Raw genomic sequence first — 13,724 nt, 5'->3', positions numbered from 1 at the left:
GTCAGCGCCCTCCGGGCTCGGCGATGGCGGCCCGCATGATCTGCCCCGCGATCCGCGCGGCCTCCGCGCTGCCGCCGCTGCCGGCCTCTTCGAGCACCACGCAGACCGCGGAGACCGGATTACCGTCGGAGTCGAGCGCGAAGCCGATGAACCAGCCGTGGTCCGGCCGGTCGGGCGCGGACTGGGCGGTACCGGTCTTGCCGCCCACGGTGTAGCCGTTGATCCGCGCGTTGCGGCCGGTGCCGTTCTCCACCACGCTCACCATCATGTCCCGCAGGTCGGCGGCGACCTGACCGCTGACCGGGCGGCGCAGCTCGCGCGGGTTCGCGGTGTCGTAGACGGTGGTGCGGTCCGGGGCGAGCAACTGCCGCACCAGATAGGGCCGCATCTGGCTGCCGTTGTTGGCGACCGCCGCAGCGATCATGGCCCCCTCCAGCGGGGTCATCCGCACGTCCCGCTGCCCGATGGAGGACTGGGCCAGCGCCGCCGGGTCGGCACCGCCGTCCGGGTTCTCCATGGTGCCGGTGCGGCTGGCCGCCACGGAGTGCCCGTTCTCGCCGAGCCGACCGACGGTCAGGTCCTCCTGCTCGAAGCCGAACGCCCGGGCCTTCTCCTTGATCACGTCGGGGCCGAGCTGCACGCCGAGCTTGGCGAAGCCGGTGTTGCAGGAGTCGGTGACCGCCTTCATCAGGGTCACCTGGGCCTGCGGGCAGATCGACGGCACGGCGTTGGTGATCGACTGGCCGGAGGTGGGCGGGGTGTAGCTCGGGCCGGCCGAGATGTTTGTCTCCTTGCCGATCCCGTTCTCCAGCGCCGCCGCAGCCACGACGATCTTGAAGGTGGAGCCCGGCGGAAGCACCTCGCCCAACGCCCGGTTCTGGAGCGGACGGTTGCGCTCCTGCTCCAGCTTGTTGTACGCCGCGCTCGCCTCGTTGGTGTTGTGGCTGGAGAGCGGGTTCGGGTCGAAGCTGGGCATGGAGACCAGCGCCTGCACGGCTCCGGTACGCGGGTCGATGGCGATCGCCGCGCCCTTGGACACTCCCCGGTTGTTGTTGCGCAACTCGTCGTACGCGACGTCCTGGGCCCGCTTCGAGAGGGTGAGTAGCACGTTGCCACCGGCGGTCCGGTCACCGGTGACCATGTCCCGTAGCCGGTTGACGATGAGCTGGTCGCTGGTGCCGGCGAGGAAGTCGTTCTCGGCCCGTTCCAGGCCGGTGGCGGAGCCGTTCACCGGCTCGTACCCGAGCACGTGCGCGTACTTCGCGCCGCCCGGGTAGGTGCGCAGGTACTTCAGCTCCCCGTCGGTCTCCTTGCTCACCGCAAGAGCGGTCCCGCCCGCCTCGATGTTGCCCCGCTTGCGGTCGTACTTGGCGACCTGGACCCGACCGTTGTAGTCACTGGTGCGGTACTCGTCGGCCTTGTAGGCCTGGATCCAGTTCAGGTTGGCGAAGAGGAGCCCGAACAGGACGATGACGACGACACCGACCCGGCGCAGGGGTGCGTTCACGGCTTGATCACCTCCGTGGGAGCACCGTGCAGTTGCTCGGGCGGGCCACCGCCCGGCCGGTTCACCTTGCCACCGACGCCGGTGACCGGCCGGCGCCCGGCGTCGGAGACCCGCAGCAGCACCGCGATGAGCAGCCAGTTCGCCATCAGCGACGAGCCACCGGCGGAGAGGAACGGCGTGGTCTGGCCGGTGAGCGGGATCAACTTGCTGATCCCGCCGACGATCACGAAGACCTGGAGCGCGAGGGTGAACGCCAGGCCACCGGCGAGCAGCTTGCCGAAGGAGTCCCGCACCGCCAGGGCGGCCCGCAGCCCCCGCTCGACGATCAGCAGGTAGATCACCAGCAGCGCGGAGAGGCCGAAGAGGCCGATCTCCTCACCGATGCCGGCGAAGATGAAGTCGTTCTGCACCTCGGGCAGCAGCAGCGGCTGGCCGCCGCCCGGTCCGGCCCCGAACAGCCCGCCGGTGCCGAGCGCGAGCAGCCCCTGCACCAACTGGTAGCCGTCGTCGTACGGCTTGGCGAACGGGTCGAGCCAGATCTGGGCCCGCAGGTAGAAGTTCGCGAACGGCCCACCGACCGCGTCGCCGAGCACGTACGCCAGGTAGGCGCCGCCGAAGAAGAGGACCAGGCCGATGAGCAGCCAACTGACCCGCTCGGTGGCGATGTAGACCGTGGCCACGAACATGCCGAAGTAGAGCAGCGAGGTGCCCAGGTCCTTTTCGAAGACCAGGACCAGCAGGCTGATCACCCAGACCACCAGCACCGGGCCGAGGTCCCGGCCACGCGGGAAGTCGATGCCGAGGAACCGGTGGCTGGCCAGCGACAGCACCTCGCGCTTGCGGACCAGGTAGTAGGCGAAGAAGACAAGCAGGGCGAGCTTGGCGAACTCACCGGGCTGGATGGAGAAGCTGCCGATGCGTACCCAGAGCTTGGCGCCGTTGATCTCGGAGATGCTGGCCGGCAGCACCGCCGGGAGCATGACCAGCACGATGCCGGCCAGGCCCAGGGTGTACGCGTAGCGCGAGATCGACCGGTGGTCGCGCATCACGGCGAGCAACCCGGCTGCCAGGATCACCGAGACCAGCGTCCAGGCCAGTTGCCGGCCACCGGTGCCGGCGAAGGTGGCCAGGTCGGCTCGCTCCTCGGGCGCCGCCCGGGCCAGGTCCAGCCGATGCAGGAAGCCGACGCCGAGCCCGTTGAGCAGGGCCACCGCCGGCAGCAGGGCCGGATCGGCGAACGGCGCCAGGAAGCGGATCACCAGATGTATGCCGAGGAACACCGCGGTGAGCGCGGCGGCCGGCACCCAGAAGGTGGGGGTGACCGTGTCGAGAACCTTCGCCTCGACCATTGCCCCGTACGCGGCGACCAGGGCCATCGCCAGCAACAACAGCGACAGCTCGGCGTTGCGCCGGGATCGGGCCAGGCGTACGCCGGGCCGCTCACCCGCGGTGGCGGGCGAGGTTGCCGGAGTGGCCGCTGCGGTCACGATCGTCCTCGGGTCGGTGGCCGGCGCTACTCGGGCGACCGGCAGGCCGCCGGGTCGACCGTGGGCGTGAAGGTGTCAGCGGGCGGGGCGTCCGGCGTACTCGTCGGGGGAGCCACCGATGCACCGGTGGGCGAAGGTGCCGCGCTACCCACCGCGGTCGGCGAACCGGCCGGGGCGCTCGGTGCCGGGGAGGGCAGTTGCGCCGTGGGGCTGAGGCTCGGGCTCGGCGTCGGCGCCGGGGTCGGCGGGCAGATCGGCTTGAGGTTGACGTTGGTCGGGGTGTCCATCGTCAGCTCCGCCAGCCGGCGTTCCGCGTCCGGCTCGCTCTTGGCCGGGATGCCCTGCTTGACCTGCTCCTGCGCGGCGAGGGTGAGGTCGTCCAGGTCGGCGCTGCTCCTGGAGTGGACGGTGGAGAGGTCCATGCCGGCGATCTGGCCCTGTATCCCGCGGAACACGGCGACCTGGCCGTCCTCCGTCGCACCGACGTAGTACTGCCGCTGGGTGTAGCTCCAGCCGGCGAAGACGCCACCGCCGACGATCACCATCAGGGCGGTGGCCATCGCGAGCGCACGCAACGGACGGCGGCGGGCCTCCGGCTCGTCGTCGTTGGCCGCCGGCTCCTCCGGGGTGGCCGGGCGGGGCGCGGAGAGCGCCGAGGCCCGGGCGGCGGGCGTGGAGACGTCGGCCGAGGTCGCCATGCCCCGGTCGCGCGCCGCCGCACCGCCGACGATCGGGGCCGCCTCGACGATGTCGCGGTCGGTGGCGTCGGCGATGATCACGGTGATGTTGTCCGGGCCACCGCCGCGCAGGGCGAGCTGGACCAGCCGCTCGACGCACTGCTGCGGGTCGGCGTACTCGCGCATGGTCTCGGCGATGGTTTCCGCGCTGACCACGCCGGAGAGGCCGTCGGAGCAGATCAGGTAGCGGTCGCCGGTCAGCACCTGGCGGACCGAGTACTCCGGGTCGATGTCGCGGCCGTCGAGCGCTCGGGTGAGCAGCGAGCGCTGCGGATGGCTGCTCGCCTCCTCCGGGCTGATCCGGCCCTCGTCGACGAGCATCTGGACGTAGGTGTCGTCCTTGGTGATCTGCGCGAACTCACCGTCGCGCAGCAGGTAGGCCCGCGAGTCGCCGATGTGGACCATGCCCAGCTTGCTGCCGGAGAAGAGGGTCGCGGTGAGCGTGGTGCCCATCCCCTCCAGCTGCGGGTTGGCGTCCACGGTCTCGCGAAGCTGCTGGTTGGCGGTGCCCACCGCAGAGCGGAGCGCGTCGACCAGGGCGTCACCGGGGACGTCCTCGTCCAACGGCGCCATGGCACCGATGACAATGTTGCTGGCGACGTCACCGGCGGCCATGCCGCCCATGCCGTCGGCAACGGCGAGTAGCCGCGGTCCGGCGTAGACGGAGTCCTGATTACCGTCTCGGATCAGACCGCGGTCGCTGTGGGCCGCATAGCGCAGGGTCAGAGTCATGGCCGTAATTCGAGAGAGGTGCGGCCGATCCGGATCGGCACGCCGAGGGGGACGGGGGTCGGTCCGGTGACCTTAGCGCGATCCAGGTACGTCCCGTTAGTCGAACCGAGGTCCTCGACGAACCATTGTCCGTCGCGCGGCACGAGCCGGGCGTGTCGCGCCGAGGCGTAGTCGTCCGTGATGACGAGCGTGGAATCCTCGGCCCGACCGATGGTTATCTGAGCTTCACCCAGGGTGATCCGAGTGCCGGCCAGCTGGCCCGCGGTCACCACCAACTGGTGGGCCGCCCGCCCCCGCTTCACCTTCGCCGGTTTCGCCGTCGCCTGACCGGTCGACGCGCCCACCGTCCGGGGCGCGGCCACCAGCCGGCCCGAGCGGGCACCCGCGAAGAGGTCCCGGCGGATGACACCGACCACCGTGAACACGAAGATCCACAGCAGGATGAGGAACCCGAACCGGGCGACGGTGATGACGAGCTCCGGCAAGGCGGCTCAGCCGTCCACGCGGAAGGTCAGGGTGGTGGTGCCGAGCTGGATCATGTCGCCGGGGTTCAGCGCCACGGCGGAGACCCGCTGGCCGTTGACCATGGTGCCGTTGGTCGAGCCCAGGTCGGTCAGCACGACCTGGCCGCCGTCGAAGTCCAGCCGGGCGTGCCGGCGGGAGATGCCGACGTCCGGCAGGCGCAGGTTGGCCTGGTCACCACGACCGATCACGGTCGAGCCCATCTGCAGGGGATAGGTGCGGCCGTCACCGGAGACCAGCCGGATGTTGCGTCCACCACCGTGCCCCGGCGGGGGACCGTAACCGCCGCCCTGCTCGTAGGCGGGATAACCGGGCGGGCCGGCGTCGTAGCCGGGTGCCGAGACCGGGGCGACCTCGCCGCCGGTGTAGACCTCGGCGGTGACCCGGAACATGCCGGTGTCCAGCCCTTCACCCCGCTCGATCTCGACGATCACGTCGCCGTAGACCGTCCAGGCCTGCTCGCCGATGAACTCCGCCTGCGACTGGGCCAGTTCCTGGGCCAGCGCGGCGGCGTACGGCGCCAGCCGACTGTGGTCGTACGGCGAGAGATCGATCACGTAGCGGTTGGGCACCAACGTGCGCCCACCGGCCAGGATGGCCTTGTGCGCCTCGGCCTCCCGCTGCATGGCGTTGAGGATCTCCACGGGGTGCACCACCCCCTTGAAGACCTTGGCGAAAGCCCCTTCGACCAGGCCTTCCAGACGCTTCTCGAAGCGTTGCAGCACGCTCACCGGCTCCTCCTCGGGTCCCGAGGACATGATGGTATCCGTCCAGAGCGCACGCAGCTCACACGCCGCTCTGCCGGCAGGCCACAGCCCGTTCGGATGGGTTGGCGATCCTCGTGCTACTCTTTCGTCCGCCACGAACGGTAACCGCTGCACGCAGCTAATGCCATTCGCGGCGATGACCAGGGCCCGCGTAATATGGCCGAGGCCCGCTGGCGACAGCGGAACCGGCACTGGCTACGCTGTCCAGGGTCAAGCCACGGGGAAGTGGCGGAATGGCAGACGCGCACGGTTCAGGTCCGTGTGCCCGAAAGGGCGTGGGGGTTCAACTCCCCCCTTCCCCACCACAGCCGAGGGCTCCGCGACGACGCGGGGCCCTCGCTCCGTATCGGGGCCTTCCGGACGTCACGCTATGCTCCGATGGTTTCTGCCTCCGACGCACCAGGAGTGGCTCGTGAGTGTCGCGTTCGTGACCGGTTCGGGCGGGTTGATCGGCTCCGAGGCGGTCCGGCACTTCGCCGGCCTCGGCCTGGACGTCGTCGGCATCGACAACGACATGCGGCAGGAGTTCTTCGGCGAGGAGGCGTCCACCGCGTGGAACGTCCGCCGGCTGACCGACGAGCTGGGCGGGGCGTACTCGCACCACAGCATCGACATCCGCGACCGGGCCGCGCTCGGTGCCCTGTTCAAGCGGTACGGCCGGGACGTCGCCGTGGTGATCCACACAGCTGCGCAGCCCTCGCACGACTGGGCGGTTCGTGACCCTTTCACCGATTTCGACGTGAACGCCGCCGGCACCCTGAACGTCCTGCAGAACGTCCGCGAGCACTGCATCGAGGCACCGGTGATCCACTGCTCGACCAACAAGGTCTACGGCGACCGGCCGAACAGCCTGCCCCTGGTCGAGCTGGAGACCCGGTGGGAAATCGCGCCGGGCCACCCGTACGAGCAGGGCATCCGCGAGGACATGTCGATCGACGCCTGCCTGCACTCGATCTTCGGCGCCTCCAAGGTCGCCGCCGACGTGATGGTGCAGGAGTACGGCCGGTACTTCGACATGCGGACGGCCTGCTTCCGGGGCGGGACGCTGACCGGGCCGGCGCACTCGGCGACCGAGCTGCACGGCTTCCTCGGCTACGTGATGCGGGCCAACATGGAACGCCGGACGTACAAGATCTTCGGATACCAGGGCAAGCAGGTCCGGGACGCGATCCACAGCTCGGACGTGGTCTCCGCGTTCGAGGCGTTCTTCCGCAACCCACGCTCGGCGGCGGTCTACAACCTCGGTGGCGGCCGGCACTCGAACACCTCCAACCGGGAGGCGTTCGCGCTGGCCGAGCAGATCACCGGGCAGGAGATGGTGACCGAGTACGTCGAGGCCAACCGGATCGGCGACCACAAGTGGTGGATCGGTTCCAACGAGGCGTTCCAGGCCGACTACCCGGACTGGAAGCAGGTCTACGACGTACCAATGATCATGCGTGAGATCTACGAGGCCAACATGGACAAGTGGGTGCCGGCAGCGTGAGAAAGCGGAATGTTCTCGGCGTCCTGGTCGACGCCACCGACTACGCGGAGGCCACCGAGCAGGTGGTGGCCGCCGCGCAGGAGCGCCGGCCGCTGGCGCTGACCGCGCTCGCCGTGCACGGCGTGATGACCGGGGTGCTGGATCGGGCGCACAACGCCCGGCTCAACTCGTTCGACGTGGTGACCCCGGACGGTCAGCCGGTGCGCTGGGCGTTGAACCTGCTGCACGGCGCCGGGCTGACCGACCGGGTCTACGGGCCGACGCTTACCCTGCACGTACTCTCCCGCTTCGCCGACGAGGGGCTGCCGGTCTACCTGTACGGCTCGACCGAGGAGACCCTGGCCCGGCTGATTCCGGCGCTGGAGCGGATGTTCCCGGCCCTCAAGATCGCCGGGGTCGAGCCGTCGAAGTTCCGCGCCGTACGGCCCGGCGAGGACGTCGAGATCGCCGACCGGATCAAGGCCAGCGGCGCCCGGCTCGTCCTGGTCGGGCTGGGTTGCCCCCGCCAGGAGGTCTTCGCGTACGCGATGCGTCCGTTGCTGGACATGCCGCTGATGGCGGTCGGTGCCGCCTTCGACTACCACGCCGGGCTGCTGCGACAGCCGCCACCGTGGATGCAGCGGGCCGGGCTGGAGTGGTTCTGGCGGCTCGGGCTGGAACCCAGGCGGCTGTGGCGACGCTACGTGATCCTCAACCCGGCGTACCTTGCCCGGTTGTTCGCGCAGAAGACCGGGCTGTGGAAGGCGCGGCCACCGGTGCCGACCACCGACCGGCCGGCAGAGTTCGCGGTCTGACGAGAAATGACGACGGGCCCCGGGGATCTTTTCCCGGGGCCCGTCGCCGTCGCCGCCGTCAGAGGGTCAGTGTCCAGGTGTTGAGGTAGCCGGTGTCACCGCTGTAGACGTCGCGCACCTGTAGCCGCCAGGTGCCGTTCGCCGCCTCGCTGGAGAGGTTCACCGAGTAGGTGGCGTTCACGTTGTCCGTGCCGTCGAAGATGCTGCTGTTCTTCAACCGGTACGACGACCCGTCCGGGGCGAGCAGGTCGATGACCAGGTCGCCACGGTAGGTGTGCACGATGTTCACCGCCACGGTCGAACTCGACGAGGCGTTCCGGTTGCAGCCGGAGATGGTGATCGAGCTGGTCACCGCCGAGCCGGCATCCGGGATCGTCACGTCGGTGCCGTTGCTCCCGGAGCAGCCACCGCTGCCGCTGCCGGTCACGGTCAGGGAGTAGGTCGCGGTCCTCGTGCCGGAGGCCGCGCTGCCGGTCACCGTCACCGGGTACGTGCCGGCCGGGGTGCTGGCCGAGGTGCTGATGGTGAGCGTCGACGAACCGCCCGAGGTGACCGTGGCCGGGCTGAACGAGGCGGTCGCCCCGGACGGCAGGCCGCTGGCCGAGAGGCTCACCGACTGGGCGGAGCCGTTTGTGGTGGCGGTGGCCACGGTGGCGGTCACCGACCCGCCCGGCGCGGTGGAGCCGGAGGTCGGCGACACCGAGACCGAGAAGTCGTTGGTCGGCGGCGGCGTGTCGCCGTTGACCACGTAGAGCAGCCGGTTCGGGGTGCCGGTGCCCACGTTGCTGACCACGTTCGGGGTGGCGTTGTCGACCAGGTAGTTGCGGACCTGTAGCGGGGTCCACGACGGGTTGGCCGAGAGCACCAGCGCCGCCGCTCCGGCCACGTGCGGCGAGGCCATCGAGGTGCCGCTGATGCTGTTCGTGGCGGTGTCGTTTGTGTGCCAGGCCGAGGTGATGCTCACGCCCGGCGCGAGGATGTCCACGCAGGTGCCGAAGTTGGAGAAGCTCGCGGCGGCGTCGTTGTTCTGGGTGGCGCCGACGGTGATCGCCGGCTCGGTCCTGGCCGGCGAGTAGTTGCAGGCGTTCTGACGCTGACCGAGCGCGTTGCCGTTGCCGGCGGCCACCGCGTACGTGACGCCCGAGTTGATCGAGTTGATCACCGCGTTGTCGGTGGCCGTGCTGGCCCCGCCACCGAGGCTCATGTTGGCGACGGCGGGCTTGACCGCATTCGCGGTGACCCAGTCGATGCCGGCGATGACCCCGGCGTTGGTGCCGCTGCCGGAGCAGTTGAGCACCTTCACCGCAACCAGTCGGGTGGCCTTGGCCACGCCGTACGCCGAACCACCGACCGTGCCGGCGACGTGGGTGCCGTGACCGTTGCAGTCGGTGTTGTTGGAGTCGACCGTGTTGGTGCCCCAGGTCGCCCGGCCGCCGAAGTCGGAGTGGGTGATCCGGATGCCGGTGTCGATGACGTACGACGTCACGTTCGAGGCCGTGTTGGGATAGGTGTAGGAGTTGTTCAACGGCAGGTTGCGCTGGTCGATCCGGTCCAGGCCCCAGGACGGGGGGTTCGACTGGGTGCCGGCGATCGACACGGTGTGGTTCTGCTCGACGTACGCCACCGCGGGGTCGGCGGCGATCCGGGCGGCGGCCCCGGCGCTGACCCGCAGTTCGGCACCGCGGACGGCCGCGCTGTACGTCCGGGCCGTGCTACCGCCGTGCCGGCGCAGCAGCCGGTCCACCGAGGACCCCACCGCGCTGCGACTGACCGCGTTCTCCTTGAACACCACGATGTAGCTGCCGTCGACGGCCGTGGCACCGCCGGCGCTGCGGATGGTGCCGACCGGTTCGGCGGCCATGGCCGGTGTCGCCGCCGCCACCATGGCCAGCGCGGCCAACCCGACGAGTACGGACCTGTGTGGAAGAGCCATCTTCCTACCTCCCTCCGACCGGCACGGATCGTCCACCTGCTCGTGACAGGGTGATCGATGAATGCCGATCGAGGTGAGGGTAATTGGGGGCACGGAGGCAGATAAACATGTCGGATTTCCCATAACACTGACGCGATGGTCCCCCTACGGGGGCGGATACGGGGCGGACCGGGGGTGGGCCCGGATTCGCTGACCGGGAATTAGGGAAAGGCTGAGGGGCATGCAGAGCCATCTCGCCCTCCTGCTCCCGGTCGCCGCCGTGTGGTGGGTCGCCGGCTACCTCGCCGACGGGTTGCCCCGGATGACCCACGCCCGCGGGCTCCGCCGGCACGCCGGCTGGCTGCTCGCGCTGACCCTGGCCGGGCTCGGTCTGACGGTGGCTCTGCCGATCGCCGGTCTGGCCACCGCCGGTGCGACCCTGGCGGATCGGGCCGCTGGCGGGCTTGCGCTGGCCGCGATCCCGGCCCTGGTGGTGGCGGTCTGCACCGTACGCCGGTTGCGCCGGCTCCGGGCCGGGGCGGGCGCCCTGGCCGTCGCACCCCGGACACCCGCTCCGCACGGGTTGCGGGCCGCAGCGGCCCACCCGCTGATCGGGCTGCCGTTGCAGGTCACCGGCTTGGCCCTGGTGCCGGCCCTGGTCGCGGCGAGCGGCGCCGGGCAGCTTCTCGGACCCGGCGCGACCGGACCCGCCACCACCATCGCGGCGCTGGGCGTCGGGGCCATCGGCGTACGTCACGCGCTGCGCCACAACCGACTCGCCGAGCGGGCCAGGCCGGAGCGGGCCACAGCCTCAGCGCGTTCGGCCGGAGCTCTGCACGTATAGCAGTTCCAGGATCGCCCGGGTGGCCTCGAACCAGCGGTCCAGCCAGCCCGGGGGCGGCACGCTGCCTCTGGGCGGCAACTCCATCATCAGGCCCCGCAGCAGCGGGTGGTCCACGAGGGATTCGCTGTCCCCGGTCGACCAGCCGGACGCCGGGAAGGACGGTTCGGTGAGCGGGTTGGGATCCAGCGACGGCAGGGTGAGCGGCGATGCGGGCGGCTCGGTCGCCACCGCGCCGTCCCGCCCGGCCGGTTCGGTCTCCGTCGACACCACCTCGGTCAACACGGTGTCGCGGCGGGCGCCGCGGTACTTGCCGCCGAACCGCTCCGGCTTCCCCGGCCCGTTGGTGAGGTTCTCTGACCCGATACTCGTCATCGTCTCGCCTGCCTCGCTCGGTTACCCGCCCTGCTCGGGGGGATGTCGACCAGCGCGTACCGACAGGTACAACGAGACGGGCACGTTGTGGCGACGGTAGCCGGCGGTTGATGCGTCAGGTCCCCGCCCGGCCATGCCGGACGGGGACCTGTCAGCACTGTCCCGGGGGGTCAGCCCCGGGGATCAGTCCCGGCCGAAGCCGCCGTTCCGAGTGCTGGCGACGAAGGCGTGCCAGTCACCCGGGGCGAAGACGAGAGCCGGGCCTGTCTTGTCTTTCGAGTCCCGGACGCCGATCGCCCCGGTCACGTAGGCCACCTCCACGCAGTTGTCACAGTTCGGCCCGCTCTTCGAGCTCTTGAACCAGTGCGCCTGCGTCAGGTCGACCCGGAATCCTTGCGCGGCCATTTCCACAACGGCTCCTCTGCCAGTCTCGCGATGTACCCGACGGACTCCTCCGGACGCATGGCCGCTGCTCGAATGTGATCGAAGATGAAGCTGTACTTCTGTAGTTCGTCGCTCTTCTCCAGGAAGAGCCCACCCGTGGCGTTCTCCGCGTACACGACATCCGGATCACCGGGTTCGGGGAAGCTGAGGATCGTGAAGGTCCCGTCCATGCCGGCGTGCGCCCCCACCTCGAACGGCAGGATCTGCAGCGTCACGTTCGGCAACTCGGCCACCTCCACCAGCCGGCGCAGTTGGTCACGCATGACCACGTCCCCGCCAACCGGACGGCAGATCACCGCCTCATCGAGCACCACCCATAGATCGACCGGATCGTCCTGGGTCAACAACGACTGGCGGCCGATTCGGACACGCACCCGTTGCCGGACCTGATCGGCGGTGAAATCCGGGCGGGCGGCGCGGATCATCGCGCTGGCGTACTCCTCGGTCTCCAGCAGCCCCGGGACGACCTGCTGCTCGTACGCGCGGATCGAACTGGCCGCCGCCTCCAGGCCCACGTACGCCCCGACGAGCACCGTGCTGTAGGGGTGCCACCAGCCCTTCTGTCGCGCCTCGCGGGCGATCTGCACCAGCTCGTCGCTCTCCGGGCCCACCACGCCGTAGATCCGGAGCATGTCCCGCACGTCGCGGGGAGTCGCGCTGGTGTGGCCGGTCTCGATCCGGGAGATCTTCGACGCGGAGCACTCCAACTGCTCCGCGACGGCCTCGATGGTGATGCCGGCGGCTTCGCGCTGGCGGCGCAGTTCTGCGCCGAGCCGGCGCCGCCGGATGGTCGGGCTGCGCCGCTCGCTCACGGTGTCACCTCTCCGCGTCGACGCGCCGTTCTCACCACCCCGCCTGGGGCGCGCGACCATGGGGCGGCGGGCGTTCGCGGCATGGGGTGGTTCCGGACCTCGGCCCGGCCGCGACGGGCGAAACCGGCCCTCAGTGTGCCGTCCGGGCGGTGGCACGTTCAAGCGCCGTTTCGCGCGAGCCGCTCACGTATCGGCAAACAGCGACTTGCAACTTGCATGAAGCACGCCTCTGATGCACTCTGTCCGTATGACCCGGGTCACGCACCGTCCCGGCCCGGTCTCTTTATGTGATCACCATGACCGAGACGGGACGGTCGACGCGGTCGGGCACCGGTACGCCACCAGCGGATCCGAGGCCGGCCGAGCAGCCGTACCGACCGGTCCGCGAGACACGACCTCGGCGCCGGTGTCGAAGTCCCCCGACAACCATGCCGGCCTTGCCGCCGGCCGACCTCCTCAGGAGCCCATGTGCTTCCCCGCTCCGGTGACGTACTGCACGTGACACGCGCGGCGAGCGTCCAGTTCCGCAGACCCATCCTGTTCCGGGTGATCCGGGTGCTCGATCGGCCGACCTACGACGGTTGGGTCTGGCTCGAAGGCTACGAGTTGAACGCGGCGGGGGACGCGGTCAACCGGCGCTCGATCTTCGTGCAGCGAGCCGGTCTGCGGCAGTTGCAGGCCGCCGGGCAGCCGCGTCCGCACACCGTGCGCTCGGCTCGCCGGCCGACCACCCGAGGCCCGGTCAGGGTGGCCCGAGCATCCTGAACCGCCACCGGCGGGCATACCGACGCCATAGAATCGGTGTGCCCGCCCCGGCACGTCTTCACCCCGCGCTTCCAGGACCTCGAACCTGGGATGGCCATGGTCAACATGTCCACGCGGTGGCCCCATCGGTCCCGTATCGTGCACTCCTTCGGACTCCTGGCACTGCTCGGTGCCACCATCCTGGTGGTACTGGTCCGCGATCCAGCCCTGTCATCCACCCGACTGGCCGAGCCGGTACCGGCTCCGGAGATCACAGTGGTGGAGAGCGATCCACTCGCGCCGGACGGGAGAGGCGGTGCGTGGGACGAGTCCACCCCCGCCCACGAGAGCGTCGACGGCCTGCCCGGCGACCCGGCCTCGGGGTACGGCGCCGCCGCCCCGCCGAGTGACGAACCGACGGGACGCGGCCACGCCGCCGGTGAGCACACCACCGACGAACTCAGCCGTTCGCTCTTCTGGTCGGGGGTGTTCGGGTTGACGATCTCGCTCGCCGGCCTGGGACTCGTCGGCACCAGACGCCGCATGTGGTGAATCCACCGGACC

Annotated in this window: 14 protein-coding genes and 1 tRNA gene; 6 read left to right on the top strand and 9 right to left on the bottom strand. The window is 70.2% G+C overall.

The annotated features are described in order from the left end of the window. Position 1: 1 nt before the first annotated feature. Genes AC507J_RS04860 through AC507J_RS04840 form a run of 5 tightly spaced genes read right to left on the bottom strand, consistent with a single transcriptional unit; the run spans position 2 to position 5,743 of the window. Complete coding sequence (locus tag AC507J_RS04860; RefSeq protein WP_496287827.1) at positions 2–1,507, bottom strand: peptidoglycan D,D-transpeptidase FtsI family protein; 1,506 nt, start codon at positions 1,505–1,507, stop codon at positions 2–4. After that, positions 1,504–2,994 (bottom strand): FtsW/RodA/SpoVE family cell cycle protein, encoded by a 1,491-nt coding sequence (locus AC507J_RS04855; RefSeq protein WP_496287826.1) that lies wholly within the window; start codon positions 2,992–2,994, stop codon positions 1,504–1,506. The genes AC507J_RS04860 and AC507J_RS04855 overlap by 4 nt, the downstream gene beginning before the upstream one ends. Before the next feature lie 26 nt (positions 2,995–3,020). Beyond that, positions 3,021–4,463, bottom strand: coding sequence for a PP2C family protein-serine/threonine phosphatase (locus AC507J_RS04850; protein WP_496287825.1), 1,443 nt, complete (start codon positions 4,461–4,463; stop codon positions 3,021–3,023). Beyond that, positions 4,460–4,948, bottom strand: coding sequence for an FHA domain-containing protein FhaB/FipA (locus AC507J_RS04845; protein ID WP_099848303.1), 489 nt, complete (start codon positions 4,946–4,948; stop codon positions 4,460–4,462). The genes AC507J_RS04850 and AC507J_RS04845 overlap by 4 nt, the downstream gene beginning before the upstream one ends. A 6-nt stretch (positions 4,949–4,954) precedes the next feature. Continuing rightward, positions 4,955–5,743, bottom strand: a complete 789-nt coding sequence (locus tag AC507J_RS04840) for an FHA domain-containing protein (protein WP_341718313.1) — start codon at positions 5,741–5,743, stop codon at positions 4,955–4,957. A 228-nt stretch (positions 5,744–5,971) separates the two neighbouring features. Here AC507J_RS04840 and AC507J_RS04835 point away from each other — a divergent pair. From AC507J_RS04835 to AC507J_RS04825, 3 genes are all read left to right on the top strand, one after another. Then, positions 5,972–6,057: transfer RNA gene (locus tag AC507J_RS04835), tRNA-Leu, on the top strand. A 65-nt stretch (positions 6,058–6,122) separates the two neighbouring features. Next, a complete protein-coding gene (locus AC507J_RS04830; RefSeq protein ID WP_496287824.1) occupies positions 6,123–7,238 on the top strand; it encodes an NAD-dependent epimerase/dehydratase family protein in 1,116 nt (371 codons plus the stop codon). Further along, complete coding sequence (locus AC507J_RS04825) at positions 7,235–8,032, top strand: WecB/TagA/CpsF family glycosyltransferase (protein WP_496287823.1); 798 nt, start codon at positions 7,235–7,237, stop codon at positions 8,030–8,032. Before AC507J_RS04830 ends, AC507J_RS04825 begins: the two co-directional genes overlap by 4 nt. 58 nt (positions 8,033–8,090) lie before the next feature. Here the strand turns inward: AC507J_RS04825 and AC507J_RS04820 are convergent, their stop codons facing one another. Next, positions 8,091–9,965, bottom strand: coding sequence for a S8 family peptidase (locus AC507J_RS04820; protein WP_496287822.1), 1,875 nt, complete (start codon positions 9,963–9,965; stop codon positions 8,091–8,093). Positions 9,966–10,185: 220 nt separating this feature from the next. Here AC507J_RS04820 and AC507J_RS04815 point away from each other — a divergent pair, with 220 nt between their 5' ends. Next, complete coding sequence (locus AC507J_RS04815) at positions 10,186–10,788, top strand: hypothetical protein (protein ID WP_496287821.1); 603 nt, start codon at positions 10,186–10,188, stop codon at positions 10,786–10,788. Here AC507J_RS04815 and AC507J_RS04810 read toward each other — a convergent pair. The 3 genes from AC507J_RS04810 to AC507J_RS04800 form a co-directional block, all read right to left on the bottom strand. Further along, on the bottom strand, positions 10,756–11,160 hold the full coding sequence (locus AC507J_RS04810; protein ID WP_496287820.1) for a hypothetical protein: 405 nt from the start codon (positions 11,158–11,160) through the stop codon (positions 10,756–10,758). The two genes, AC507J_RS04815 and AC507J_RS04810, sit on opposite strands and share 33 nt — an antisense overlap. A 183-nt stretch (positions 11,161–11,343) precedes the next feature. Beyond that, positions 11,344–11,565 (bottom strand): DUF397 domain-containing protein, encoded by a 222-nt coding sequence (locus tag AC507J_RS04805; RefSeq protein ID WP_496287819.1) that lies wholly within the window; start codon positions 11,563–11,565, stop codon positions 11,344–11,346. Beyond that, positions 11,535–12,416, bottom strand: coding sequence for a helix-turn-helix domain-containing protein (locus AC507J_RS04800; RefSeq protein ID WP_496287818.1), 882 nt, complete (start codon positions 12,414–12,416; stop codon positions 11,535–11,537). Before AC507J_RS04800 ends, AC507J_RS04805 begins: the two co-directional genes overlap by 31 nt. A 468-nt stretch (positions 12,417–12,884) precedes the next feature. Between AC507J_RS04800 and AC507J_RS04795 the strand changes: the two genes are divergently transcribed. Both AC507J_RS04795 and AC507J_RS04790 read left to right on the top strand, forming a co-directional pair. Next, complete coding sequence (locus tag AC507J_RS04795) at positions 12,885–13,181, top strand: hypothetical protein (RefSeq protein ID WP_496287817.1); 297 nt, start codon at positions 12,885–12,887, stop codon at positions 13,179–13,181. Between the two features lie 90 nt (positions 13,182–13,271). Next, positions 13,272–13,712: a hypothetical protein gene (locus AC507J_RS04790; protein ID WP_496287913.1), complete on the top strand. Its 441-nt coding sequence runs from the start codon at positions 13,272–13,274 to the stop codon at positions 13,710–13,712. Positions 13,713–13,724 lie beyond the last annotated feature (12 nt).

This window comes from Micromonospora sp. PRAS1 (assembly GCF_059553435.1).
The sequence above is the reverse complement of the archived record's forward strand: the minus strand, read 5'-3'. Positions and strand labels throughout refer to the sequence as shown.

Excerpts from the sequence above, each read along its gene's own strand:
- AC507J_RS04850 (WP_496287825.1), bottom strand. The coding sequence starts at position 4,463 with ATGACTCTGACCCTGCGCTATGCGGCCCACAGCGACCGCGGTCTGATC.
- AC507J_RS04840 (WP_341718313.1), bottom strand. The coding sequence starts at position 5,743 with ATGTCCTCGGGACCCGAGGAGGAGCCGGTGAGCGTGCTGCAACGCTTC.
- AC507J_RS04830 (WP_496287824.1), top strand. The coding sequence starts at position 6,123 with ATGCTCCGATGGTTTCTGCCTCCGACGCACCAGGAGTGGCTCGTGAGT.
- AC507J_RS04820 (WP_496287822.1), bottom strand. The coding sequence starts at position 9,965 with ATGGCTCTTCCACACAGGTCCGTACTCGTCGGGTTGGCCGCGCTGGCC.
- AC507J_RS04815 (WP_496287821.1), top strand. The coding sequence starts at position 10,186 with ATGCAGAGCCATCTCGCCCTCCTGCTCCCGGTCGCCGCCGTGTGGTGG.
- AC507J_RS04810 (WP_496287820.1), bottom strand. The coding sequence starts at position 11,160 with ATGACGAGTATCGGGTCAGAGAACCTCACCAACGGGCCGGGGAAGCCG.
- AC507J_RS04805 (WP_496287819.1), bottom strand. The coding sequence starts at position 11,565 with ATGGCCGCGCAAGGATTCCGGGTCGACCTGACGCAGGCGCACTGGTTC.
- AC507J_RS04790 (WP_496287913.1), top strand. The coding sequence starts at position 13,272 with ATGGCCATGGTCAACATGTCCACGCGGTGGCCCCATCGGTCCCGTATC.